The 24,554-nt window shown below is 66.7% G+C and carries 25 protein-coding genes; 16 read left to right on the forward strand and 9 right to left on the reverse strand.

Annotated features, from left to right (window positions below; genetic code table 11):
- Nucleotides 1–413: 413 nt before the first annotated feature.
- Complete coding sequence (locus N5C28_RS10030; protein ID WP_279821985.1) at nt 414–1,343, reverse strand: LysR family transcriptional regulator; 930 nt, start codon at nt 1,341–1,343, stop codon at nt 414–416.
- Between the two features lie 109 nt (nt 1,344–1,452).
- On the opposite strand from N5C28_RS10030, the gene N5C28_RS10035 reads away from it, so the two are divergent.
- The 10 genes from N5C28_RS10035 to N5C28_RS10080 all read left to right on the forward strand — a co-directional run bounded on the left by N5C28_RS10035 (nt 1,453) and on the right by N5C28_RS10080 (nt 11,333).
- Nucleotides 1,453–2,121 carry an RraA family protein gene (locus tag N5C28_RS10035; RefSeq protein ID WP_279821987.1) on the forward strand — a complete coding sequence of 223 codons (669 nt, stop codon included), beginning with the start codon at nt 1,453–1,455 and terminating at the stop codon, nt 2,119–2,121.
- A gap of 135 nt (nt 2,122–2,256) precedes the next feature.
- Entirely contained in the window at nt 2,257–3,315 is a 1,059-nt protein-coding gene (locus N5C28_RS10040) for a TRAP transporter substrate-binding protein (RefSeq protein ID WP_279821988.1), read from the forward strand.
- A 55-nt stretch (nt 3,316–3,370) separates the two neighbouring features.
- Nucleotides 3,371–3,964 carry a TRAP transporter small permease gene (locus N5C28_RS10045; protein ID WP_279821990.1) on the forward strand — a complete coding sequence of 198 codons (594 nt, stop codon included), beginning with the start codon at nt 3,371–3,373 and terminating at the stop codon, nt 3,962–3,964.
- Nucleotides 3,964–5,244, forward strand: coding sequence for a TRAP transporter large permease (locus tag N5C28_RS10050; RefSeq protein WP_279821992.1), 1,281 nt, complete (start codon nt 3,964–3,966; stop codon nt 5,242–5,244). Before N5C28_RS10045 ends, N5C28_RS10050 begins: the two co-directional genes overlap by 1 nt.
- 569 nt (nt 5,245–5,813) lie before the next feature.
- Nucleotides 5,814–6,353 (forward strand): TRAP transporter small permease, encoded by a 540-nt coding sequence (locus tag N5C28_RS10055; protein ID WP_279821994.1) that lies wholly within the window; start codon nt 5,814–5,816, stop codon nt 6,351–6,353.
- Nucleotides 6,353–7,636, forward strand: a complete 1,284-nt coding sequence (locus N5C28_RS10060) for a TRAP transporter large permease subunit (protein WP_279821997.1) — start codon at nt 6,353–6,355, stop codon at nt 7,634–7,636. Before N5C28_RS10055 ends, N5C28_RS10060 begins: the two co-directional genes overlap by 1 nt.
- A gap of 38 nt (nt 7,637–7,674) precedes the next feature.
- Entirely contained in the window at nt 7,675–8,673 is a 999-nt protein-coding gene (locus N5C28_RS10065) for a TRAP transporter substrate-binding protein (RefSeq protein WP_279821998.1), read from the forward strand.
- Between the two features lie 99 nt (nt 8,674–8,772).
- The gene (locus N5C28_RS10070; RefSeq protein WP_279821999.1) at nt 8,773–9,576 is read left to right on the forward strand and encodes a carbon-nitrogen hydrolase family protein; all 804 of its coding nucleotides are present in this window, start codon (nt 8,773–8,775) and stop codon (nt 9,574–9,576) included.
- 10 nt (nt 9,577–9,586) lie between these two features.
- Nucleotides 9,587–10,375: an aldolase/citrate lyase family protein gene (locus tag N5C28_RS10075; protein ID WP_279822000.1), complete on the forward strand. Its 789-nt coding sequence runs from the start codon at nt 9,587–9,589 to the stop codon at nt 10,373–10,375.
- Nucleotides 10,376–10,718: 343 nt separating this feature from the next.
- Nucleotides 10,719–11,333, forward strand: a complete 615-nt coding sequence (locus N5C28_RS10080; protein WP_279822001.1) for a hypothetical protein — start codon at nt 10,719–10,721, stop codon at nt 11,331–11,333.
- 286 nt (nt 11,334–11,619) lie between these two features.
- Here the strand turns inward: N5C28_RS10080 and N5C28_RS10085 are convergent, their stop codons facing one another.
- The 3 genes from N5C28_RS10085 to N5C28_RS10095 all read right to left on the reverse strand — a co-directional run bounded on the left by N5C28_RS10085 (nt 11,620) and on the right by N5C28_RS10095 (nt 13,615).
- Entirely contained in the window at nt 11,620–12,384 is a 765-nt protein-coding gene (locus tag N5C28_RS10085; protein ID WP_279822254.1) for a hypothetical protein, read from the reverse strand.
- Nucleotides 12,385–12,515: 131 nt separating this feature from the next.
- The gene (locus N5C28_RS10090; protein ID WP_279822003.1) at nt 12,516–13,289 is read right to left on the reverse strand and encodes an SDR family oxidoreductase; all 774 of its coding nucleotides are present in this window, start codon (nt 13,287–13,289) and stop codon (nt 12,516–12,518) included.
- Nucleotides 13,286–13,615 (reverse strand): nuclear transport factor 2 family protein, encoded by a 330-nt coding sequence (locus tag N5C28_RS10095; RefSeq protein ID WP_279822004.1) that lies wholly within the window; start codon nt 13,613–13,615, stop codon nt 13,286–13,288. Before N5C28_RS10095 ends, N5C28_RS10090 begins: the two co-directional genes overlap by 4 nt.
- Nucleotides 13,616–13,733: 118 nt before the next feature.
- Here N5C28_RS10095 and N5C28_RS10100 point away from each other — a divergent pair, with 118 nt between their 5' ends.
- Nucleotides 13,734–14,636, forward strand: coding sequence for a LysR family transcriptional regulator (locus tag N5C28_RS10100; RefSeq protein ID WP_279822006.1), 903 nt, complete (start codon nt 13,734–13,736; stop codon nt 14,634–14,636).
- 6 nt (nt 14,637–14,642) lie between these two features.
- Here N5C28_RS10100 and N5C28_RS10105 read toward each other — a convergent pair whose 3' ends face one another.
- On the reverse strand, nt 14,643–16,082 hold the full coding sequence (locus N5C28_RS10105; RefSeq protein ID WP_279822007.1) for an HD domain-containing phosphohydrolase: 1,440 nt from the start codon (nt 16,080–16,082) through the stop codon (nt 14,643–14,645).
- An 88-nt stretch (nt 16,083–16,170) separates the two neighbouring features.
- Between N5C28_RS10105 and N5C28_RS10110 the strand changes: the two genes are divergently transcribed.
- From N5C28_RS10110 to N5C28_RS10120, 3 genes are all read left to right on the forward strand, one after another.
- A complete protein-coding gene (locus tag N5C28_RS10110; protein ID WP_279822008.1) occupies nt 16,171–16,944 on the forward strand; it encodes an alpha/beta hydrolase in 774 nt (257 codons plus the stop codon).
- 52 nt (nt 16,945–16,996) lie between these two features.
- Nucleotides 16,997–18,553: a GMC family oxidoreductase gene (locus tag N5C28_RS10115; protein WP_279822009.1), complete on the forward strand. Its 1,557-nt coding sequence runs from the start codon at nt 16,997–16,999 to the stop codon at nt 18,551–18,553.
- Nucleotides 18,554–18,704: 151 nt separating this feature from the next.
- Nucleotides 18,705–19,334: a LysE family transporter gene (locus tag N5C28_RS10120; protein WP_279822010.1), complete on the forward strand. Its 630-nt coding sequence runs from the start codon at nt 18,705–18,707 to the stop codon at nt 19,332–19,334.
- A gap of 24 nt (nt 19,335–19,358) precedes the next feature.
- Here the strand turns inward: N5C28_RS10120 and N5C28_RS10125 are convergent, their stop codons facing one another.
- Both N5C28_RS10125 and N5C28_RS10130 read right to left on the reverse strand, forming a co-directional pair.
- Nucleotides 19,359–20,201, reverse strand: a complete 843-nt coding sequence (locus N5C28_RS10125; protein ID WP_279822011.1) for an alpha/beta fold hydrolase — start codon at nt 20,199–20,201, stop codon at nt 19,359–19,361.
- 179 nt (nt 20,202–20,380) lie between these two features.
- Entirely contained in the window at nt 20,381–21,316 is a 936-nt protein-coding gene (locus N5C28_RS10130; protein ID WP_279822012.1) for an alpha/beta hydrolase, read from the reverse strand.
- A 96-nt stretch (nt 21,317–21,412) separates the two neighbouring features.
- Here N5C28_RS10130 and N5C28_RS10135 point away from each other — a divergent pair, with 96 nt between their 5' ends.
- Nucleotides 21,413–22,000 (forward strand): ABATE domain-containing protein, encoded by a 588-nt coding sequence (locus N5C28_RS10135; protein WP_279822013.1) that lies wholly within the window; start codon nt 21,413–21,415, stop codon nt 21,998–22,000.
- A 236-nt stretch (nt 22,001–22,236) separates the two neighbouring features.
- On the opposite strand, the gene N5C28_RS10140 is transcribed toward N5C28_RS10135, so the two are convergent.
- Nucleotides 22,237–22,986 carry a class I SAM-dependent methyltransferase gene (locus N5C28_RS10140; protein WP_279822255.1) on the reverse strand — a complete coding sequence of 250 codons (750 nt, stop codon included), beginning with the start codon at nt 22,984–22,986 and terminating at the stop codon, nt 22,237–22,239.
- A complete protein-coding gene (locus tag N5C28_RS10145) occupies nt 22,979–23,470 on the reverse strand; it encodes a MarR family transcriptional regulator (protein ID WP_279822014.1) in 492 nt (163 codons plus the stop codon). Before N5C28_RS10145 ends, N5C28_RS10140 begins: the two co-directional genes overlap by 8 nt.
- Before the next feature lie 178 nt (nt 23,471–23,648).
- Here N5C28_RS10145 and yddG point away from each other — a divergent pair, with 178 nt between their 5' ends.
- Nucleotides 23,649–24,548 carry an aromatic amino acid DMT transporter YddG gene (gene yddG / locus N5C28_RS10150; protein ID WP_279822015.1) on the forward strand — a complete coding sequence of 300 codons (900 nt, stop codon included), beginning with the start codon at nt 23,649–23,651 and terminating at the stop codon, nt 24,546–24,548.
- Nucleotides 24,549–24,554 lie beyond the last annotated feature (6 nt).

The raw sequence follows: 24,554 nt of genomic DNA on the forward strand, positions 1-24,554 counted from the left end.
CGGTGAAGCGTGATCCCCCCTATGGCGCCCCTGTCAGCGGTTCCACTCCGTAGGATGGGTTGAGCAACGCGATACCCATCATCCCGGGTGTCGCTGCGCTCGATCCAGCGTTACGCGCTTTTGTAGGGTGGATGTCGCTTTTTACATCCACCGTTGCAACGGCACGGTGGATCGGTGAAGCGTGATCCACCCTACGGCGCCCCTGCAAGCGCGGTTCCAGTCCGTAGGATGGGTTGAGCAACGCGATACCCATCATCCCGGGTGTCGCTGCGCTCGACCCAGGCTACGCACGCGGCGGCTCCGCTGCTCTCTGTAGGAGGGGCTTCAGCCGCGAGCTCGGCGATCTGTGGGCCTGCCCCGCTGTAGCGGTGTTCCGCAGAGCTCCCGGGCAATCAAATGCCGCCCAGCCGCTCCTAGAGGTCCTGCTCCGGGTGTTCCGGATCGGCCACCAGGAAGTTCAGCCGCAGCAGGGTGTCGCGCACGATCCCCACCAACGCTTCCAGCTCGGTGTCGGGTGTGTCGGTCACGTACGACAGGCAGAACCGTGCGGGCTGGATTTCCGGGGTGCAGGGCAAGGCCTTGAGCAGGTTGATCGAGAGCATCTCGCGGATCAGCGGCACCGGCAGGATGCCGATGGCGTGGCCGCCGGCGATCATCTTGGCGATGAAGGCCAGCGAATTGCTCGAATGGAAGGCCTCGGAGGTGGCACTGCCGCCCTGCTTCAGCCAGCCATCGACCACCGAGTACAAGGTCGAGGGCGCCGAGTGGGTGATGATCGAATAGCCGGCGGCGTGCTCGGGCAAAAACGGCGTGCTGTCGATGGCCAGCTGCGGGCCGGACACCCACTGGAAGGTCATCCAGCCGATGAACACGTCGGTGACGTCTTCGCGGGTGGCCGGGTTGGTCAGCAGCGCCAGGTCCAGTTCATGGTCGTTCAACTTGCGGTTGAGCGAGGCGCCGACGTCGATGGTGATTTCCAGGGTGATCTCGGGAAAGTGCGCCTTGATCTCGGCGATCACCGCGGTCAGCCCGACCATGGCCGAGCATTCGTCGGCGCCCAGGCGCAGGCGGCGGTGCTGCTTCTGCTTGGCGGCGAACTGTTCGAGCTTGGCGCTGTTGTTCAGCGCCAGTTCGGCGTGGCGCAGGGCGATGTGGCCGTCAGCGGTGAGGGTCATGCGCTGCTTGCTGCGGTCGAACAGCTTGACGCTGAGCAGCGATTCCATTTCCCGGATACGGGACGAGATGGCCGGCTGGGTCAGATGCAGGTGCCGCGAGGCCGCATGGACGCCACCCAATCGGGCGGTCCAGTAGAAAGCCTCGATCTGCATCAGGGTAATTCGCATGATAAAAATCTATCCCCGCTGTGTTCGCTGGTTTTTATTATCGTCACAAAAACGCCCTTGTTACGATCCGGTTAAACCTCTCGCACCCACCGGATAACGACAGGGCCGCATGTACATCATCGAAGAACTGCCCGCACCGATCGACCAGGAGGACCGCCACGTTCTTCTGGGTGCCGAGCCCGCCACCATCGGGCACTTCATCACCACCGGCATTTTGAGCCCGCGTATCCGCGCGCACTTCAAGAACCTGCGCGCCGTGGGCACGGCGGTGACGGTGAAGATGCCCGGCGCCGACGGCGGGATCTTACATTACGCGATGGGCTGTGCGCGGCCCGGTGACTTCCTGATCGTCGACCGTTGCGGCGAGAGCGTCACCGCCGCCATGGGCGGGGCCATGGCCTACGCCGCCAAGCAGGCGGGCATCGCCGGCATCGTGATCGACGGCTACGTCACCGACCTGGGCGAGATTCGCGACCACGGCGTACCGGTCTGGTCCTGGGGCGCCAGCGCTATCACCACGCGGGTGAAGGGCGAGGAAGGCGCGTTCTGCACCCCCGTGCAGTGCGGCGGCGTGGTGGTCAACCCGGGCGATGCGGTGATCGCCGACGAGAACGGCATCGTGATCCTGCCGCTTGCCGAAGCCCTGGTCCTGGCACGGCGCGCCATCGACTTCCAGAACAACGAGAAGCACACCCTGGCGCGGCTGGCCAATGGCGAGAAATTCCCGGATATCGTAGGCTCGCGCGCGGTCATCGACGCCGCCATCCAGCCGCGCTAGACGCACCGCACCAGCATCGATGGCGCCACTGGCGCCCCTGTTTCACCGCGCACGGCCAGGCGCCCGACAGCACCACTGGCCACGACATCATCAGGTTTCTGCCTCGTAGATCCCAAAAGAACAAAAGGACTACCCATGAAACTGTACGCGCTCACCGGAGCGATCCTCGCTGTACTCGGCTGCCTCTCTGGCGGTGCGACAGCGGCCGAGCATCCAGCCCTCCAGTTCAACGTGGTCGGTGGCGGCAGCCACAACTACACCTTCCGCGCGGTGGAACGGCCGTTCTGGAACGACACCCTGCCGGCCAGCTCCGGCGGAGCCCTCACCGCCCGCCTGCGCGGCCTCTCGGAAACCGGTCTCAAGGGGCCGGAAATGGTGCGCCTGCTGCGCGCCGGCGCGGTGGAAATCGGTATGGGAGTGTTCGCCTCCGTCGCCGGCGATGACCCCGCCTTCGAGGGCATCGACCTGCCCGGCATGGCCGCCGACATCGACACCGCCCGCACCATCGCCACGGCCTACAAACCCGTGCTGCAGCAGCGCATGGCCGAGCGCCACGGGGTCAAGCTGCTGGCCACCCTGCCCTACACCGCCCAGGTGTTCTTCTGCCGCGATGCCGTGACCGCCCTGGATGACCTGCGCGGGCGCAAGGTGCGCGTGCGCGGTCGCAACATGGCCGACCTGGTCGCCGCCCTCGGCGCCTCGCCAGTGACCCTGCCCTTCGCCGAGGTGGTGACCGCCATGCAGACCGGCGTCATCGATTGCGCGGTGACCGGCATCGGCTCGGGCAACGCCGCCAAGTGGTACGAAGTGGCCAATCACCTTTACAACCTGCCGGTGGACTGGTCCCTGGGTTTCTACGGCATTGGCCTGGCGCGCTGGCAGCAGCTTCCGAAGTCGGTGCAACGCACGCTGCTGGAGCAAGCCCAGGTGCTGGAAGACGCCCTGTGGCGCGAAACCGCCCGGGAAAACCGCTACGCCCTGGCCTGCAACACCGGCGCCGCCGACTGCCAGATCCACCGCCCGGCGCACATGCAGGTGCACGCTCCGACCGCAGCGGAAAAACAGGTGCTGCACCAGGCCGTGCTGAAGATTGCCGAGGACTGGGGCAAACGCTGCGGCAGCGCCTGCGTGGAACGCTGGAACGCCACGGCCGGCGCCGCGATCGGCACGCAACTGACACTGCCCCACGACTGAACTGACTCACGGGATGCGGGCGCTGCGGTGGCCCATCCCCCTGGCGGAGAATGGCATGAGCGACACCACCGGCATCATCGACCGCATTGCCCGGGCCAGCGCCTGGGTCGGGGGCATCGCCCTGCTGGCCTGTTCGCTGCTGATCAGCCTCGACCTGATCCTGCGCAAGACCCTCGGCATTTCCATGGGCGGCGCCGACGAAATCGCCGGCTACGTGCTGGCCATCGTCAGCAGTTGGGCCTTCCCCATCGCCCTGCTGAAACGCTCGCACATACGCGTCGACATCCTCTACGCGCGCCTGTCGCTCAAGCCCCGGGTCTGTCTGGACCTGCTGGCCCTGGCCGGCATGGCGGTGTTCGTCGGCGCCCTGCTGCTGCACAGCGGCCAGGTGCTGTGGGATTCGATTCACTACCGCTCGGTCTCCACCACGCCGCTGCAGGTTTCGTTGTGGATTCCCCAGGCGATCTGGTTCGCCGGCTACCTGTTCTTCGCCGTGACCATCCTGGTGCTCGGCTGGATCAGCCTGCGGCAGCTGCGCCAGCGACGCTGGGCGGCGATACACGCGCGGCTCGGGATCAACTCGGTGGAAGAGGACATCGAGGAAGAAACCCACCGCGGCAGCACCACAGCCACAGGAGGCGCACGCTGATGCTGGTATTCACCCTGGTGGTTCTGCTCGGCCTGCTGGGCCTGAGCGTGGCGGCGGCGGTCAGTGTCGGCCTGCTGGGCATGTCGCTGTCCGGGCTGTACTCCAACCTGCCGCTGAGCAACGCCCTGGGCGAAATCGCCTGGAGCACCAGCGCCGAGTTCCTGCTGGTGGCGATTCCGCTGTACATCCTGATGGGCGAACTGCTGGTCTGTTCCGGGGTGGCCGGGCGCATGTACGGCGCGGCGGACAAGTGGCTGTCGTGGCTGCCCGGCGGCCTGATGAACTCGAACATCGGCGCCTCGGCCCTGTTCTCCGCCACCAGCGGTTCCAGCGTGGCCACCGCCGCCACCATCTCCACCCTGGCCCTGCCGGAGCAGGAGCGCAAGGGCTACCCGGCGCCGCTGTTCCTCGGCTCCATCGCTGCCGGTGGCACCCTGGGTATCCTGATTCCGCCGTCGATCAACATGATCCTGTTCGCCCTGATCGCCAACCTGTCGGTGCCCAAGCTGTACCTGGCGGCGACCATTCCCGGCATCCTGCTGTGCCTGATGTTCGTGGCGATGATCATGCTGGCCTGCCTGATCCGTCCCGAGCTGGGCGGCCACCGCCAGCGCACCAGCTGGGCCGAGCGCCTGGCGAGCATTCCCGACCTGCTGCCACCGCTGGCGATCTTCGTGCTGGTGGTCGGCGCCATCTACAGCGGCTTCGCCACCGCCAGCGAATCGGCGGCCCTGGGCGTACTCGCTGCCTTCGGCCTGGGGCTGTGGCGCCGGGCGTTCACCTGGCAGACGCTGGGCCAGGCATTCGAGTCGACCCTGCGCACCAGTGGCATGATCATCTTCATCACCCTGTCGGCGTTCTTCCTCAACTTCGTGCTGTCGTCCATCGGGCTGACCTCCTCGCTGGTCAGCCTCGTCACCGACCTGCAGCTGTCGCCGATGGCCACCCTGCTGGCGATCATCCTGTTCTACATCGTGCTGGGCTGTTTCATGGACACCCTGGCGATGCTGATCACCACCGCGCCGCTGGTGGTGCCGGTGATCGTCGCCCTGGGCTTCGACCCACTCTGGTTCGGCGTGATCCTGATCATCCTGTGCGAGATGGGCCAGATCACCCCGCCCTTCGGCATGAACCTGTTCGTGGTGCAGAGCATTCGCAACAAGGGCAACTTCATGGACGTTGTGTATGGCGCCCTGCCGTTCTGTTTCGTGTTGTTATTACTCATCGCCCTGCTCATATGTTTCCCGCAACTGGCGCTGTGGCTGCCGCAATTCGCCTGATATATCGAACAGCAGCCACTTGATTAATGACCTGATAAATAACGACACACGTACCGCACACTAATAACAAACAACAAGGCGACAGAACACCCACCACACCATCAAACTTCCATAACACGCTTATGCAAACGGACTTTGCCTCAACGCAGCCCCTGCACACTCGCAAGGCTGACGCCAACAATCTGCCGCCAGGCGCCAGCCTGAGCGGTGCGAGCGCCTTTGCGCCTGCCCTTTTCACCCCGCCCAAAGCACCCACACCCGCACACTGAAGTGCGTCCGAAAGGCGCCTTATTCTGGTGCGCGCGCACGATAAGCGTGCAACTAAAACGCGCCCTTTCCCGCTTTTATCAGCCTAATAAAAACATTGAATCCGACTCTGCGTGACAGGCTTTTCCATTCAGAAAAGAATCGATCACCCCGTATGGAAACATACGACTACATAACAACAACAGGTGATCCATGCCCACCCAGCCCCCAACGGCCAACGCTGCCGGATCGGACACTTTCGCGAGTGCCGAATACAACGACCTCTTCTTTCGCTCAACTGCCACTTCGCTGGAGAGCGCACCGTGAAACGCATCCTCGACACCTACTTCATCGCACTGAAAGTGCTCGTCTGTTCCAGCCTGATCTGCATCACCTCGCTGATCTTCCTCAACGTGGTGCTGCGCTACGGCTTCAACTCCGGGATTTTCTTCAGTGAAGAAATCTCCCGTCTGGCCTTCGTCTGGCTGGTGTTCGCCGGCGCCCAGCTGATGCTCCACGAGCACGGCCACATCGGCGTCGACATGCTGACCAGCCGCGTCTCGCCCAAGGTCGCCAAATGGATGATGGTGCTCAGCCAACTGCTGATGCTCTACGTGACCTGGCTGTTCCTGGTCGGCAGCTGGAAGCAGACCGTGATCAACCTGCATGTCGGCGCACCGTCCACCGGCGTGTCCATGGCCCTGTTCTACGGCGCCGGACTGGTGTTCTCGGTACTCAGCATGGGGCTGATCTTCGTGCAACTGATCGAAAACCTGCGCGCGCCAGCCGGGAGCCGTCCCCAGGCTGCCAGCGACAGCGAGGTTCAACTCGCCTCCACTTCCCAACCCGGGGTACTCAAGTAATGGCACTCACCGTCTTCGTTGGCGTGCTGATGGCCGCCATCCTCATCGGCACCCCCATCGCCTACGCCCTGATCCTCTGCGGCGTGGCCCTGATGTGGCTGCTGGGCCTGTTCGATGGCCAGATCATCGCGCAGAACATCATCAACTCCGCCGGCAGCTTCCCGCTGCTGGCCATCCCGCTGTTCATCATCGCCGGCGAGGTGATGAACAACGGCGGCCTGTCCAAACGCATCATCAACCTGGCCATCGCCATGGTCGGTCACCTGCGTGGCGGCCTGGGCTATGTGGCGATCTTCGCCGGCGTGCTGTTGTCGAGCCTGTCCGGTTCGGCCCTGGCCGACGCGGCGTCGCTGACCGCCCTGCTGCTGCCGATGATGGTCATCGCCGGCTACAACAAGAACCGCTCCGGTGGCCTGATCGCCTCGGTCTCGGTGCTGGGCTCGATCATCCCGCCAAGCATCGGCTTCGTGGTCCTGGGCGTGGCCTCCGGCCTGTCGATCACCAAGCTGTTCCTGGCCGGCATCGCCCCGGGCCTGATGATCGCCCTGGCGCTGTGCGTGGCCTGGTGGCTGGTATCGCGCCGCGACACCGATGTCGAGCTGAGCCCGAAAGCCTCCGGCAAGGAACGCCTCAAGGCGTTCGTGGACAGTATCTGGGCCCTGATGCTGCCGGTGATCATCGTGGTCGGCCTGCGCTTCGGCGTGGTCACCCCGACCGAGGCCGGCGCCGTGGCCAGCGTCTACGCCCTGCTGGTATCGACCCTCGTCTACCGCGAGCTGGACCTGAAGAAGTTCAACGAGGTGCTGCTCAACGCCGGCAAGACCACCGCTGCGGTGATGTTCCTGGTCGCCGCCGCATCGATCCCGGCCTGGATGATCACCATCGCCGATATCCCGGGGCAGATCATCGACCTGATCCAGCCAGTGATGGACAACCCGAAACTGCTGATCCTGGTGTTGATGCTGCTGATCCTGATGATCTCCATGGTCATGGACCTCACACCGACCGTGCTGCTGCTCGCGCCGATCCTGGTGCCGGTAGTCACCGCCGCCGACATCGACCCGATCTATTTCGGCGTGCTGTTCATGATCAATTGCTCCATCGGCCTGATCACCCCGCCGGTAGGCACGGTGCTCAACGTGGTCTGCGGCATCGGACGAATGCGCTACGAGGCGCTGCTCAAGGGCACGTTCCCGTTCCTGATCGCCGAAATCATCGTGCTCATGCTGCTGGTGGCCTTCCCCGAACTGGTCACTGTCCCTGCCGCCTGGTTCGCTCACTGAGTTCATCCAATAACAACGCCAACAAGAAGGACTTCACCATGAAAAAGCAACTGACCGCCCTCGCCGCCTTGCTGCTCGCCAGCAGCATGACGTTCGCCGCCGAGTACAACTCGCACACCATCAAGTTCGCCGCCACCAGCCCCAAGGGCACGCCCCCGGCCATCGGCATGGACCTGTTCGCGCAAAAAGTCGCCGAGCGCAGCGGCGGCAAGATCAAGGTCCGCACCTTCCCCAACGGCGTACTGGGCGGTGACGTCCAGGTGCTGTCGTCGCTGCAGGGCGGCGTGATCGAAATGATGACCTGGAACGCCGGGCTGATGCTCAACCACGTCACCGACTTCGGCATCCTCGACTTCCCGTTCCTCTACACCGACACCGCCAAGGTCGACGCCATGCTCGACGGCGAAGTGGGCAAGATGCTCACCGACCAGCTGCCGGCGCAGAACCTGGTCGGCCTGGCCTTCTGGGAGCTGGGCGTGCGCAACCTGACCAACAACAAGCGGCCGGTGGCCAAGCTGGAAGACATCGCCGGCCTGAAGATCCGTGCCCAGCAATCGCCGCTGTTCCTCGACGTCTGGTCGGCCCTGGGCGCCAACCCCACGCCCCTGCCCTTCACCGAAGTCCACACCGCGCTGGAAACCGGCACGGTCGATGGCCAGGAAAACCCGGCGGCACTGATCCTCGCCTCCAAGTTCAACGAAGTGCAGAAGTACCTGAGCCTGACCCAGCACAACTACAACCCGCAGATCGTCCTGATCGGCAAGGGCTTCTGGGACAAGCTCAACGACGACGAGAAAAAACTGCTGACCGACGTGGCCATGGAAGTGCGCCTGGAGCAGCGCCGAATTTCCCGCGAAGCCGACAGCAAGGCCATCGACGAGCTGAAGGCCTCCGGCATGCAGGTCAACGAAGTACCGGCTGAAGAAATCGCCCGCATCCAGGAAAAGATCCGTCCGGTGGTGGACAAGTACGCCGCCAAGATCAACCCGGAACTGGTGAAGAAGGTCTACGAGGCCATGGACGTCGAGCACAACTGATCCCCGCTGCGGCGCGGCCCGTCATCTCGGGTCACGCCCTCGCCACGCCAGGAATCGACGCGCCCATGGGGGCGCGTTCTACCCGTAAAGAGGAACACCATGAAGATTTCGGTTGCACAGATCCACCCGGTGCCGGGTAACCCGCTCAAGACCATCGAGAAAGTGGCCGAGGTTTCGCGCCAGACCGCCGCCGAAGGCTCGCGCCTGATCGCCTTCCCCGAGTGCCTGCTGACCGGCGGCTCGTTCGACAGCCGCGAAGACCTGGAGCGCGGCGCCATCGAGCTCGACGCCCTGGCGCCGCTGCTGGCGGTGAGTGCCGACACCGGCATCTACATCGTGGTCGGCTTCTACGAGCGCAACCCCGACACCGTGTACAACACCGCCGCGCTGATCGGCCCGGAAGGCATCGTCGGCCTGCACCGCAAGCGCCACCTGCCGTTCATGATCGGCGACCGTTTCACCGACACCCCGGACGACTGGAAGGCCCCGGTGTTCGACACCGCCATCGGCCGCGTCGGCCTGGCCATCTGCTACGAAATCCGCTTCCCGGAAGTGGTGCGCACCCTGGCCCTGGAAGGCGCCGACATCGTCGTGCTGCCGGCCGCCTGGCCGGAGCAGGCGCGCATGCTGCCGGACCTGTTCAGCACCGTGCGGGCCGCCGAGAACATCGTCTATTTCCTGGCGCCGAACCGTAACGACCTGGACGACGGCATGCAGTTCATCGGCATGAGCCACATCATCGAGCCGTCCGGCAAGACCCTGATCCGCGCCGGCCTGGAAGACGGCGTGTACAGCGCCGAGATCGACCTGGAGAAGGCCCGCAACAAGTCGCTGATCCGTGAACCCGGCGTGTTCGAAATCCATCCGTTCAAGGACCGCCTGCCCGACACCTACCGCCTCTGAGGCCACGCCCATGAACACCACGCTCAAACAGCTGATGGCCCGCGGCACGACCTTCGGCATGAACATCTACAGCACCGCCTCGATGCCCATCGAGGTGGCCGGCAACTGGGGCCTGGACTTCGTGTTCATCGATGCCGAGCACACCTCGCTCGGCGTCGACCGCGACATGGAGAAGCTGATCCTGGCGGCCAAGTGCGCCAACATCCACAGCCTGGTGCGGGTGCGCGGCACCCTCGACTGGGACATCCGCAAGGCCCTGGAAATGGGCGCCTCCGGGGTCATCATCCCGCAGGTGCACAATGCCGAGCAGATGCGCAGCATCATCCGCAGCAGCAAGTTCCCTCCCATGGGGCGCCGCGGCGGTGACAGCTCGGTGCGCTCGGCGAACTACGCCGGGCCGAACTTCGACTGGGGCCGTTACACCCAGACGGAAAACGACCGCACGGTGATCGTGCCCATGGCGGAAAGCTACGAGTTCTTCGACAACATCGACGCGATTCTCGACGTCGAGGGCATCGACGCCGTGCACTTCGGCCCGGCCGACTACTCGCTGTCGCGCCAGTTGCCGGTGGACTACCGCCTGGGCAACCCCGAGGTGCTGTCGCGCCTGGAGCTGCTGATCGAGAAATGCCACGCCCGTGGCATCCAGGTGATGGTGCCGTGCTTCCCCGCCGACGGCGAAACGGCCAAGCGCCTGATCGAAATGGGCAGCGACATGCTGCTGATGGGCAGCGACCTGTCCTGGCTCAACCAGGCCGGGCAGCGCATCGCCACCGTCCGCCAGGAACTGGGCGTCTGATCTCGCCGGCCGATGGCTGCCCGTTTTTTTCGGCAGCCATCGCCCTCATCCCGGGTATCAGTTCGCTACGGGCTCGCTGTCGTAGGAGAGGCCTTGGCCTCGAGCTCGACGATCTGTGAGCCTCATCCACCGTGGCGACCTCCCCAAAAGCTCGCGGGCAAGCCCGCTCCTACCCATGTCGGTGGTGTGCCAGCCAATCCCGGGTGTCGCTGCGCTCGACCGAGGCCACGACCGCCTGCACACCGTCTCATCTCGCACGCTGCGCCTGTTCGGCGTCCACGTCGCATCGACGGCGGGGCCTGGCTACAATCGGCCCTTCCCCAGTAACGCCGGAACGTCCGCTGTGTCCACGACCTTCGAAGTCTACCCGCGCCACGCGACGGTGCCGTCCTTCCAGGCGCTGCTGGAACGGGCCACCACGCGGCTGCACGCGCACCTGGCCATCCATGGCATCGCGGCACGGCCGGTCCTGCGTGTCAGCGTGCGATCCAACGGCACCCACGAGTCACTGGAACGCGACCTGTCGTCGCCCGCTACCTGGGCCGAATCGGAGTACGCCTGGTTCTACGTCGATGACCTCGCCGGCGGCACAGATGCCTACGGCGAGCGTGTTAGCGTCGACGACCTGGAGTGCTGGGACGACATCCTGCGCGACCATCCACCGGCCACGGCGCGACGCACGGAGATGCTGGAATGTCTCGCCGCCGGTCGCTACTGGCGTTTTCGCCGCTCGGCCGGACAGCCGCCGATCATCGCCCTCGCCTACGGCATCCTCGCCGCGGCGCTGGCGGAGCTGACCGACGGGTTCATCTACTCCGACGACTCGGCCTGGGATTACCCGCGGTTTCCCGCCAGGGCGGAGGATTTCTACCGCTGGTATTTCGACCCGGAACAGGCACTCGGCTCCGACTACGCCACCTGGGCCAGCCGCTGCCTCACCGCGCTCAGGGAAGGCTGAACGCCAGCCGTACCGCGTACCGCCTTAATCCCGGGTATCGCTTCGCTCAACCCAGGCTACGGGCTCGCTTCTGTAGGAGAGGCCTTGGCCTCGAGCTCGACGGTCTGTAAGCCTCATCCATTGTGACGATCTCCCAAAAGCTCGCGGGCAAGCCCGCTCCTACAGTGGGCTCGGGCAATCCCGGGTGTCGCTTCGCTCGACCCAGGCTACACGTGGCGTCCCGTAGGATGGGTTGAGCGCAGCGATACCCATCAGCGCACGCCATGCCCAGGCCGGCGGCGAGTGCTCAGACCTTCTTGAGCAGGCTCGCCAGCACGGTGGTGACCAGCACGGCCAGCACCACCGCCGCGCCGATGGTCAGGGCGATGCCCCATTGCAGGATCAGGGAGTCCAGGGCGAGGTAGAAGCCGATGACCCCGATGGCGCCGATCGAGTTGCCACGCACGATGGCCGCCAGCTCGTGGCGCCCGCCCTGCACATGGGTGAACACTGCCAGCGGCCAGGCGACGATCGGAATCGGTGCCAGCAGGCCGCTGGCCCCCGGGCCCAGCCAGTCCGCGCCGGCAGTGATGGCCAGCAGCAGGAGCGTGGCGGTCAACATCCGCATGGGAATGATCCAGCGCGGCATGGGCACGTAGCACGCCGCTCCCGTCTCTGCCCCGGAAGCGGTCACCCAGACGATCACCGCCACCAGCACCAGCGCCACGCCGATGGAGAACAGCGGCGCGCCCAGGCTGCCGATCACCACCGCCGCGATACCATAGAACGCCAGCGCGCCAATGCAGCCGAACAGCACAGAAACACGCCGGGTAATCAGGAAGTAGAACAGGTAGGTGGCCTGGATCGCTGCGATGCCGGCCAGCGCCCCAGGCACCGCCATGGAGGCGAATGCCGTGCCCTGCTCCAGGCCGAGAAACAGCATGACCAGCGCCGAGGTGATCGGCAGCCCCGACAGCAACCCGCCGACCCGCGTGCCCCAGCGGCGTGCGGCCAGGGAAATGAACAGCATGAGCAGCGGCGTGACGAGGAGCTTGAGGGTGAAGGCAGTCATGGGAAGGACGTCGGGTTCCGGCAGCGGGCGGTCAGTGAACGACAGGTCGCCCGCTCTGCGGCAGATCATCCCTGGCGGCTCCATGCTAATGGAAATCGCCTGCCGGCCAGAAGCACCTTCGGCCGACAGCACTAGACCGTCGGCACCGTCCCGCCGTCGATCACGAACTCGCTGCCGGTGATGGACGCCGCCCGCGGCGAGGCGAGAAAACCGATGAGTTCGGCCACCTCCCGTGGCGCGGCCGGGCGGCCGAGGGGAATGCCACCCAGGGCGTCCATGATGATCCGCTTGCCGCCTTCGTAGTCCGTGCCCGCCTCTTGGGCCAGCCGCTCGGCCAGCGCCACCGAGGCCTCGGTCTCGACCCACCCCGGCGATACCCGGACGACACGCACGCCCTGGGGCGAGACTTCCTTGGACAGGCTCTTGCTGTAGGTCGAAAGCGCCGCCTTGGCCGCGGCGTAGGCCGTCGTGGCCTCGGGCAGCGGCAGCCGGTTCTGGATGGAGGTCACGTGGATGATCACGCCCGCCTGGCGCGCCAGCATCTCCGGGAGCAAGGCGCGGTCCAGGCGTACGGCGGGATAAAGGTTCAGGTCGAACTCCCGCTGCCACTGTTCGTCGTCCAGCGCAGCGAAACCGCCGCCTGGGGCCGACGAACCACCGAGCACATGCACGACGATGTCCACCCCGCCGAGGTGCTGCCTGGCTGCGGCCACCAGCGCCTCGCAGCCCTCCCGGGTCGAGAGGTCGGCCGCCACGAACAGCGCCGCCGAGGCGCCGGTGCTCGCCTGGCGCGCGGTGGTCACCACCCGGGCACCCTCCGCGAGGAACAGGCTGACCACGGCCGCGCCGACGCCTTTGGTTCCGCCGGTGACCAGCACCCGTTTGCCGTTCAGGTCGAGGTTCATGGCGCGATCTCCAGCGTGTGGATGCGTTCGTCGCGGAAGGTGAAGCGGTGCTGGAGCTGCACCGGGCTGCCGGGGAAATCCCCGCTGACTTGGGCGGTGACGGTCAACCCGTCATCGTCGTGCACCGCGGCTTGGGGCTCGACCTGGTAGGTGAAGGCCTGCTGCGCCTGACGCTGCCAGGCCTCGATGGCGGCGAGGCCTGCATACGTCCGGCGCTCGTCGGTCACCGTAGCGTCGGTGCAGAAGCAGGCAGCAAGGCGGGACGGATCACCGCCATTGCTGATGGAAAAGTAGGTGGTGACGGCGTCAGGCAGTCGAAGGGCCATGGGCGGTTCCTCTTGCTCAGGGTTGCAGGGGTACAGGACTGCGATCTTGCCGCCCGGTTGATAATTTGCTCAACTGGGACAAACCCTGATGACCCATCCCGAAAAACAGGACAATCCCATGCCAGACCCGCGCCTGGGCCTTAACGAGCTGGAAGCAGTCATGGCCGTGGCGCGCCGGGGCTCGTTCCGCCAGGCGGCCATCGAGCTGGATGTGTCGACCACCGCCCTGAGCCACACCATCGCCAAGCTGGAGGCGACGCTCGACACCCGCCTGTTCAACCGCACCACCCGCAGCGTGTCGCTGACCGAAGCCGGCACGCTGTTCCTGGAGCAGGTCGGCCCGGCCTTGCAGGACGTGCGCGCCGGGCTCGACGCGGTGCGCTCCCACGCCGCCGGCCCCTCCGGCGTGCTGCGCATCAATGCATTCGCCAGCGCTGCCCGGGCGGCGCTGCTGCCCCTGGTGCTGGAATTCCTGCGGCGCTACCCGAAGGTGCATGTCGACCTGGTGACCGAAGGCCGCCTGGTGGACATCGTCGCCGACCGTTTCGACCTCGGCGTGCGCGCGGCGAACCTGGTGCCCAGCGACATGATCGTGATCGCCCTGGGCCAGCCGCAACGCTACGCCGTGGTTGGCTCCCCCGCCTACTTCGCCGCCCACGGCCGGCCCCGCGCCCCCGCCGACCTGCTCCGCCATTCCTGCCTGCGCATCCGCCTGCCGAACGGCGCGATCTACCCCTGGCAATTCGAGCGCAAGGGCGAGGTGATCCGCATGGACGTGGACGGGCCGCTCACCCTGGACGAGGCCGGCGTGGCCCGGGCGGTGGTGCAGGAAGGCATCGGCCTCGGCTTTTTCATGGAGCAGGACGTGCAGCCCGACATCGAGGCCGGTCGGCTGGAACGGGTGCTGGAAGACTGGACACCACCCCGGGACCGGCTGTGCCTGTACTACCCGAACCGGCGCAACCCGTCCGCCGCGCTCAAGGCCTTCACTACCCTGGCCCGCGAACGCAACCTGGCCTGAGCCGGCTCAGGCGATCAGGCCCAGCGTCAGGCCCTTCAGGGTGGCCGCCGCCCGGGTGGAACAACCCAGCTTGCGGAAGATGCTTTCGACGTGGGTGCGAACGGTGCTGGGGCTGATGGCCAGCCGCTGCGCCACCTGCTTGTTGCTCGCGCCCCGGCTGATTTCCTGCAGGATGTGGCACTCGCGGGCGCTGAGCAGCGCGCTCCTGGGCTGAGGGAGCTTGCGCTCGCCCCGGGCGGCGGCGATCACCGCCTCGCCGATATCGCCGTCGAACAGGCCCCGGCTGGCGTCCTGCTTGAGCAACCTGGCCGCTTCCGATTCGCTGTAGGCCGGCCGCCAGGGGCGCTCGCCGCGCAACGCGGCCCAGGCCACGGCGGTGGCGAACAACCGGTGCTCCGGGGTCAGGGCATCCCCCGCCACGCCACGGAAGTACCCGCTGCCGTCGAGCCGTTCGTAGGCATGGGCGGCGATCTCCCCCGAGGCGCTCAGTTCGCGAACCTGCCGCAGGGCCTTGTGCGTCCAGTACGGCACCAGCTGGATGCGTTCCGCCGCGCCATAGGGCAGCGGCCCCGGGGTGTTCCACAGGTGGTTGGACACCGCGGCCCGGCCGAGGCCGTGGATCAGCGCGGCCTTGGCGATCTCGGCCTGGGTTGCTTCCGCCAGGCCCCACAGGCGCGCGGCCTCCACGGCGACCTGGGCCACGTGCCGCGAATGCCCGGCCAGCCAGGGCAGCTTCAGGTCGATCACATCTCCCACCAGGGTCAGTGCCACCGGGCGTCCGGCCGAGGCGTCCTCCGGCAGGTCGGGGGTGCGCTCCAGCTCCGCCAGCCAGGCCCTGGCATTGTTCACCAGCACCGCCGCCAGCGCGGCCGGATAACGCCGGTCGGACTGCTCGCCAATCCACTTCAAGGCGGCCTCCAGGCCATGGGCACGGCAGAGGATGTCCAGGTCGCCGGCCAGCACCACCTGATAGGCGACCTCCGGAATGTGCTCATGGGTCAGGCCCAGGGGCCGGCCGGTGCCGTCATAGGTTTCGAACACCCGGCACAGCCCGCCCTCGACGGTGGCGCCGAGTTCCAGGGTCCGGGCGATTTCCCCGGACACCTCGCAGTGCACCACGGCCAGTGGCGTCGCCTGGTGCACCGCGTTCATGGCCTCGTTGCCCAGGGTCTGGTCGAGCATCGCGCGGCGGCCATCGACATCGTCGCCCAGCAGGTGGGCGAAGCCTTCGGCATTGGCCGTGCAGCCGGACCAGCGCAGCAAGGCGATCTGCTCCACCCCCCGCAGCTGCTCAGCGTCGCCGCCCCGGGCCTCGGCGAACAGCCGCGCCAGCCGGGCCACGCGCATCGAATGCCCGAGCGGCTGGCCCATGCTGAGGTCGCCGACCTGGGCGATCGCCCTCAGTGCGCCGTTCAACGAGATGTCCACCTGCAACGCGTCGTCCATAAAAAAGTCCCGGGGTCGGATAAATGACCGATACCTGACAGGCAGGCCCGTCTGGAGAATTCGAACTCCCTACAGAGGAGTTCACCCAATGAAACCATTCAGCTCGACACTCGCCACCGCCGCCTTCGCCCTGGCCAGCACCTTCACCGTGAGCATCAGCCACGCCGACGATACCCCGCCTTCGGTGGTGATCGTACACGGCGCCTTCGCCGACGGCTCCGACTGGGCCAAGGTCGTGCCCTACCTGCAGGCCGAAGGCGTGTCGGTGACCGTGGTACAGAACCCCCTTACCTCCCTGGGCGACGACGTGGCCGCCACGCAGCGGGCCCTGAACAACCAGGCCGGCGAGGTGGTACTGGTCGGGCATTCCTGGGGCGGCACCGTGATCAGCGAAGCCGGCGCCCATGACAAGGTCAGCGCCCTGGTGTACGTCGCCGCCTTCGCTCCCGACGCCGGCCAGGCCAGCGGCGAACAGGGCAAGGGCGCACCGACCCCGCCGGGCATCAGTCAGATCAAGGCCGACGCCAACGGGTTCCTCTACATGACCCCACACGGCATGGCCACGGATTTCGCCCAGGACCTGCCGGCCGAACAGACTGCCGTGATGACCGCGACCCAGGGCCCGATCAAGGCTTCCGCCTTCGACGATCGCACCACCGTCGCCGCCTGGAAGACCAAGCCGTCCTGGTACGTGCTCGCCACCGAAGACCGCATGATCCACCCGGAGGTCCAGCGCTCGGCCGCCAAGCGCATCGGCGCCACCCTGACCGAACTGCGCGCCAGCCATGTGCCCCAGCAATCGCAGCCAGCCGAGGTGGCCAAGGTGATTCTCCAGGCCGTGCACAGCGTGGCCGCGCAGTGAATGCCGCGTGCCGCACTGAGCTTACCTCCCTGCCTGGATACGGACGGGCCCCATGACTCAACACTGTGATCGGACCTACGATTTCATCGTATGCGGTGCAGGCACGGCGGGGTGCGTGGTCGCCGCCCGCCTCGCCGACCAGCAGGACATTCGGGTCCTGCTGATCGAGGCGGGCCACGGCTACAGCGGCCCCGAGGTGACGGAGCCGGCGCAGTGGCCACTGAACCTGGGGTCGGCGCGCGACTGGGCCTTCGAAGGGCAACCCAACGCCCACCTGAACGGCCGACGCCTGCCACTGAACATGGGCAAGGGCCTCGGCGGTGGGTCGAGCATCAACGTGATGGTCTGGGCCCGCGGCCACCGGACCGACTGGGACCATTTCGCGGCCGAGTCCGGCGACGCGGCCTGGGGCTATCAGTCGGTGCTGGGCTACTACGCCCGGATCGAGAACTGGCAGGGCCGGGCCGATAGCCTGCGCCGTGGGACCGACGGGCCGGTGTACGTCGCCCAACCCGAGGCGCCGCAACCGCTGGCCCTGGCCACCCTGGAGGCCGCCGGCCAACTGGGCATCCCGCGTTTCGACAGTGCCAACGGCGAGATGATGGAAGGCCCCGGCGGCGCGGCGATCACCGAGCTGCGTATCCATCAGGGCCGGCGCGAATCGCTGTACGACGCCTATCTGCGGCCGCGCCTGCATCACCCCAACCTGACGGTGCTGACCGGCGCCCTGGTGGCCCGGGTGCTGCTGCAGGGGACGCGGGCCATCGGCGTCGAGGTGATCGTCGACGGCCAGCGCCGGTGCTTCCATGCCGATCGGGAAGTCGTGCTGTCGATGGGCGCGGTGAACACCCCCAAGGTCCTGATGCAATCCGGGATCGGGCCGGAAGACGAGCTGCGTGCCCACGGCATCGCGCGGGTCAATCACCTGCCCGGCGTGGGCCGCAACCACCAGGACCACATCGCCTTCGGCTGTACCTGGGCCTACCGCCAGCCGCAGCCCGTGGGCGGTGGTGGCTGCGAGGCCACGCTGTACTGGAAGAGCGACGCGCGCCTGGAGGCCCCCGACCTGCTGCACTGCCAGCTGGAATTCGCGGTGCCGTCACCGCCTGAGGTCGGCATCCCGCCGCCAGCCCACGGCTGGACCATGTTCGCCGGCCTGGCGCGGCCCCTCAGCCGCGGGCGCCTGCGCCTGTCGGGCGCAGGTCCATCGGACCCGGTGCTGATCGAGCCCAACACCCTGAGTGCGCCCGAGGACCTGACCGCCGCGTTCGCCTCCATTGCACTGTGCCGGGAGCTGGGCAACAGTTCGGCCCTGGAAGGACTGGTGACCCACGAAGTCGTGCCCGGACCGCGCGAACCCCGGGCCCTGGCGCAGTTCATCCGCCACGCGGCGGTGAGTTACTGGCACCAGTGCGGTACCGCGAAGATGGGCCGCGATGGGCTGTCGGTGGTGGACCACCGGCTCAGGGTCTACGGCATCGACAACCTGCGCCTCGCGGACGCCTCGATCATGCCGCGGATCACCGTCGGCAACACCATGGCACCGTGCGTGGTCATCGGTGAGCGCGCCGCCGACCTGCTACTGGCCGATCACGGTCTCACCCGCTGAACGCGGGCGGACGGCGGGCCGATCGGTGCCCGTCGTCCGCAACCGCCCGGCGGTCGATGATTTTTGCGCGCCCCTCTAGGCCGGCGCCCGGGCGCGAGGCAAGATAGCGATCGACCTTCCTGCCCGAGGGGCGTGACGCCCTCCCCCGACGATGACCTACGCCTATTCCCTCGCCCTCATCACCGGCATCTACCTGGCGGCGCTCGCCAGCCCCGGTCCGAATTTCTTCATTCTCAGCCAGATGGCCCTGAGCCAGCGGCACCGCGACGCCCGCTATGTGGCGCTGGGCATCACCAGCGGCTCGGTGTTCTGGGTGGTGGTGTCGATCGCCGGCCTGGCGACGCTGCTGTCGAAACACCCCTGGCTGGCCGACGGGGTGCGGCTGCTGGGCGCGGCCTACCTGGTGTGGTACGGCGGCCGGCTGCTGTGGTCGGCCCGGCAGCCGACGCGGCGCGATACGGCGGTCCAGACACCTGAATTGAATGGCTCCCGGCTGTCGGCCTACCGCACCGGCCTGCTCACCTGCGTCACCAACCCCAAGGGCGCCGCCTTCTGGACCAGCGCCTTCGCCGCCGTGTTTCCCATCGGCGCGCCCCTGTGGTTCTACGTGGCCACGATGGTGCTGATCGGTTCGCTGTCCCTGGGCTGGCACATCGGCCTGAGCCTGGTCTTCGGCACCTCGGCGCTGCGGGCGTTCTACCTGCGCATCGAGCGCACCATCAACGGCTGCGCCGGTGCCGCGCTGGTAGCCCTGGGCGTGCAGCGGATGTTCTCGCGCTGAGGGCAACGCCCGGCAGCCGCTGACTCACTCCGCCAGCGGATGGCGCGCCAGGAACGCCGCGATCAGAGGGTTCACCACCTCGGGATTTTCCAGCGCCGCCAGGTGCGCCGTGTCCTTCAACACCACGAATTCGGCCCCCGGAATGGCCTCGGCCATCGCCCGGGTCTCGGCCACGGCGAAGGTCTGGTCCTCCTCCCCCGCCACCACCAATACCGGGGTGCGAATCTGCCCCATGAGGGCGCGCTGGTCCGGCCGCCGGGGCACCACACTGCTCACCGCCCAGGCCACGGAATGCACCCGGCAACGGCCCACGGCCTCGCGGATGGCCTCGACCACCTGGGGACGCTGGCGCCGACTGGTCGGCCCGGCGAAGGCGCGAATCACCGGCCCCATCAGCGGCCCGTGCATGCCGCCGAGCAGCTTGCTGATCGCTGCCAGCACCGGGAATTCCAGCCGATGCCGCAGTCCGGCGGCCGATGCCGTGCAGTTCATCAAAACGGCAGCACCCACCCGTTCCGGATACCGCGCGGCAAAGGTGCCGCCGATCATCCCGCCCCAGGAATTGCCGACGAAATGGGCCCGGCGAATGCCGAGGGCATCCAGCACCTCCACCACGCAGCGGGCGCACTGCTCGAACGTAAAGCCTTGGGTCAGGTCCTGGCTGTCGCCGTGGCCCGGCGGGTCGATGAGGATCACCCGGTAGTTGGCGCTGAAATGCTGCGCCTGGGCCTGCCACATGCCGCTGCTCATGAGCAGGCTCGACCAGAACAGGATCGGCTCGCCCTGCCCGGCGCTGCGTACCCGGAGCACGCCCAGGCAGGTGGGCACGTTCTTTTGGTCCATCGCATCGAAACTGAAGGGGTGCATGGTCGACTCCCGAAGCCTGCCGTCGTGGGCGGGCGGTAGTCGCCATCATAGGGAGGGGGTGGTCAGCGGCACAGCCGGGTGGGCTTATCCCGCGCCATCAAGGGAGGTGATGGCCAACGCACCCTGCCGGCCGCGCCACCGTGCGTGCTGCACCGTGAGCGGCCGGCAGGAGAACGGATTTACTGGATCGACTTGTCGAGGAACTCGCGGATCACCGGGATGATTTCCTTAGCATGGGTCTCCAGGGCGAAGTGGCCGGTGTCATAGAAGCGAATGTCCGCGCCAGGGATATCGCGCTTCCACGCCTCGGCACCGGCCGGCAGGAAGAACGGGTCGTTCTTGCCCCACACCGCCAGCAGCGGCGGCTGGTACGTGCGGAAGAATTCCTGGTACTGCGGGTACATCGCCACGTTGTTCGCGTAGTCCAGCACCAGGTCGAGCTGGATATCGGCATTGCCCGGACGGGAAATCTGCAGCCCTTCCAGGGTGTAGCCGTCCGGCGAAACCGTGGTCGGGTCGGACACCCCTTCCAGGTACTGCCACTTGATCGACGCGGGTGTCGGGAAATCGCTCAGCGCCTCGCGGTTCTTCTGGCTCGGCTCGTTCCAGTAGCGCTGGATCGGTGCCCAGCCATCCCCCAGGCCTTCCTCATAAGCGTTGCCGTTCTGGGAAATGATCGCCGTCACCCGGGTCGGGTGCTCGACCGCCAGGCGCCAACCCACCGGCGCACCGTAGTCGTGAACCATCAGGGCGTATTTATCCAGCTTGAGCTGCTCGGTGAACTGGCCAATGGTCTTCGCCAGCTGGCTGAAGGTGTAGGCGTACTCGCCCCGCGCCGGTGCCTCGGTGAAGCCGAAGGCCGGCAGGTCAGGCGCGATCACGTGGTAGCGGTCAGCCAGCGCCGGAATCAGGTCGCGGAACATGAACGAAGACGCCGCGAAGCCATGCAGCAACAGCACGGTGGGCGCCTCCGGGCTCCCGGCTTCGCGGTAGAAGACCTTCACATCACCGACCTGCTCATAGCGGTAATGGACCGGGTTGTCCGCGGCGTGTGCGCCGCCAGCCAGCAAAGCCACGCCAAGACCGGCAGCTGCAATCGATTGGGTAGTCGTCATGATGGATCACCTCTGTAACCGTTAAAAAGACGATTTGAAGGTTACGACCCTTTCGCGTAACCTGTCAAACATCTTTTATAGGTTACAGGCTCACCCATGAGTTCGACTGCCCCCCTCCCCTCGGACGCCCCCTTCGTCGCCGACAACCTGGCCCTCGACTTCATCAACAGCGAGTACGGGGTCGACGATCAGCGCCGTGACTGCTTCACCGATGACGGCAGCGTGATGCACTGGCTGCAACAGGCAGGGCTCGTGCCGCCGACTGCCCACCCACAGGCTCCCCGAGGCTTGCTCGACCTGGCCCGGCAGCTGCGTGACCGCTCGCGGGCCGTGGTGCATGCCGCCATGAACGGCGCACCGGCGGACCTTGGCGTGATCAATCAGATACTGGAAACCGGTCGCCCGGTCAGGGAGCTGGAATGGGACGGCGAAGGCCGGTCCTACCGGCTGGTCAGCCGCCTGCGCGATGACAGCCCGGCCAGCCTGCTCGAGCCGGTGGCTGATGCACTGACGCGCCTGATCACCGGGGACAAGTTCGAATTCGTGCGCCAATGCGAGGCCCACGACTGCATCCTGCTGTTCCACGACCTGACCAAATCGCACCGCCGCCGCTGGTGCAGCATGGCCACCTGCGGCAACCGCATGAAGGTGGCGGCGTTTCGCTCCCGGAAGAAAACCGAGTAGCGCCCTGCCCGAAAGCGGACGTGAGCGCGCCGCTGGCCTCGTCATCCGCGCCGCGCATGCCGTTACCCAATCCCACGGTCTGGCTGATCGCCCTGTTCTTCGCCTGCAACGACCTGGCGTTCTACCCACTCATCGCCTGGCTGGCCCCGATGTACGTCGAACCCGGCGAAACCACGGGCTCCGGACGATTTCCAACAGGCCCTGGGGCTGCGGGTGTCGGCCTGACGACCGCTCGCTTACAGTCGGCCGAGCCGCATCGCGATCGGCCAGGTCATGGGGTGGCGGGTGGCGGGGTCGCCCCAGCGTTCGGCGATCTCGGTGGCGAAGCGCTGCAGCAACTCTTCGCGCCCGGCATCCCGGGCGCGGCGTACGGCCGACCAGGTCGAGATGTAGCCGAGGAATTCGTCGAGGTTCCATTCCAGCCGAATGCTGATCTCGGGACCCTGGATTTCCGCGAAGGGAAAGTCGAGGGTCGCGTAGCCGCTGTCCACCAGCGTGCGCTCGGCCGGCCAGTACGGGCCGATTTCCTGCCAGTAGAACGCGTCGAAACGGATGCCGAGTTCGCCGCTCAGGCGAAGTACGCCGTAGCTGATCAGCGCCAGAATCGCATCCGGCCGGGCCACCCGGCGTGCCTCGGCATAGAACCGGGGCAGGTCGAACCAGTGCGCCGCCTGGGCGGCGGTGAGCAGGCTGACGCTGCCCTCGGCAAGCGGCAGCGTCTCGGCCGGCGCGCAGTCGTAGCGAACCTTGGTGTGGGGCGTGGCATGGGCGATTTGGTCGGCGCTGGGGTCGAAACCGAGCACCGCATCGAAGTGCTCGCCCAGCAGCGTGGTGAGCTGGCCGTTGCCACAGCCGACGTCGACGGCCAGCGCGCGGTCAGGGGCGATCGACGCCAGGTAGGTCGCGAGCGCCGGTGGGTATTCGGGGCGGAAACGCGCATAGGCCTGCCCGCCCTGCTCGAACCAGTTCGTTGCCGGGTCACTCATCATGGGGCACTCCTGCTGCAAGGCTGTGTTTGACGTGGCTCAGGCGCTGCGAGAAGCCCTGTTTCTCCAGGGCCCTGGCGGTGTCTTCCAGCACCCGGCGCAGCGGGTAGCCGATTTCCGCTTCGAGTTGCTCGATGGCCTCGAAGGTCGCCGCCCAGTGGGCGTTCAGTTTGCTCACCAGTGTCTTGCCGGCCGGGGTCAGCTGGATCACGCTCTTGCGCGCATCCTCGCAACGCCCGCGGCAGATGACCCCGTCCGCCTCCATCTGCCCGACCGTCTGGCTGATGGCGCCCTGGGTCAGGTGGCTGCGTTGGGTGATCTCGGTGACCGTACTGGCCCCCGAGCGGATCGCGCGCAACACCGGGGTGTAGCGCGCGCGGTAGTGCAGGCCCATCTCCTGGTAATGCGCCTGGGCGCCGTACTCCACCAGTTCCGAGACATAGCGCAGCAGTTCGCCCAGGCCGGGCTCGATCTTTCGGGTCATGGCAGTCATCTCCAGCAGGTGGCGGCAAATTACATTAGCGCTAATGTACTTTGCAAATCGGCTGGACGAGCGCAATCGCGACCCCGCCGCACACCGGCTGGCGGACCGTGGCGTAAAGCGCTGGCTTTTGCAGAACGGGGCTGTAGAATCGCGCCCTTTTTTGGGGCGGGTAAGGCCGATGTTGAATGCCAGTGGACGAAACGCGACAGCCTGTGGCCTGGGCGCGATTCTTCTGTGGAGCACCTGCTCCGGGCTGATCCGCAGCGTGAGCGAAGCCTTCGGCCCGCTGGGCGGCGCAGCGATGATCTACACCCTGGGCGCCATTCTGCTGGTGGCCCTGCTGGGCCGACCGCGCCTGCGCCACACCTCGCGCTTCTACCTGGTGACCGGCTCGGCGCTGTTCATCGCCTACGAGCTGTGCCTGTCGCTGGCCCTGGGCTACGCCCTGGACAGCAACCAGGCCATCCAGCTCGGCGTGGTGAACTACCTGTGGCCCAGCCTCACGGTGCTGCTCGCCATCCTCATGAACAACCAGCCGGCACGCTGGTTCATCGTGCCCGGCACGGCCGTGGCGCTGCTCGGCATCGTCTGGGTGGTGAGCACCGACGGCCTGTCGCTGGCAAGCATCGTCGCCAACGTGCAATCCAACCCCTTGAGCTACAGCCTGGCGGCCGGCTGTGCGATCACCTTCGCCCTGTACTGCAACGTCACCCGGCGCTACGCCGGCGGCGCCAACCACGTGGCGCTGTTCTTCATCCTGACGGCGGCGGTGCTGTGGATGAAGTACGCGCTCAGCGACGAGTCCCTGCCCGCCGTCACCCTGAGCGGTTCGCTGGAACTGCTGGCCACCGGCATCGCCATGGCCGGCGGTTATGCACTGTGGAACATCGGCATCCTGCGCGGCAACCTCACGCTCCTGGCCACGGTGTCTTATTTCGGCCCGGTGCTGTCGTCCGCCTTCGCCGCCGCCTACCTCGGCGCGCACCTGACGCTGCAGTTCTGGCAGGGGGCGGTCCTGGTCACCGTCGGCTCGCTCATCTGCTGGCAGGCAACCCGGGAGCAGAAGAAGCCGGCCTGACTGGAC

The sequence above is a fragment of the Pseudomonas sp. GD03944 genome, assembly GCF_029839275.1.
Lineage (GTDB): Bacteria > Pseudomonadota > Gammaproteobacteria > Pseudomonadales > Pseudomonadaceae > Aquipseudomonas.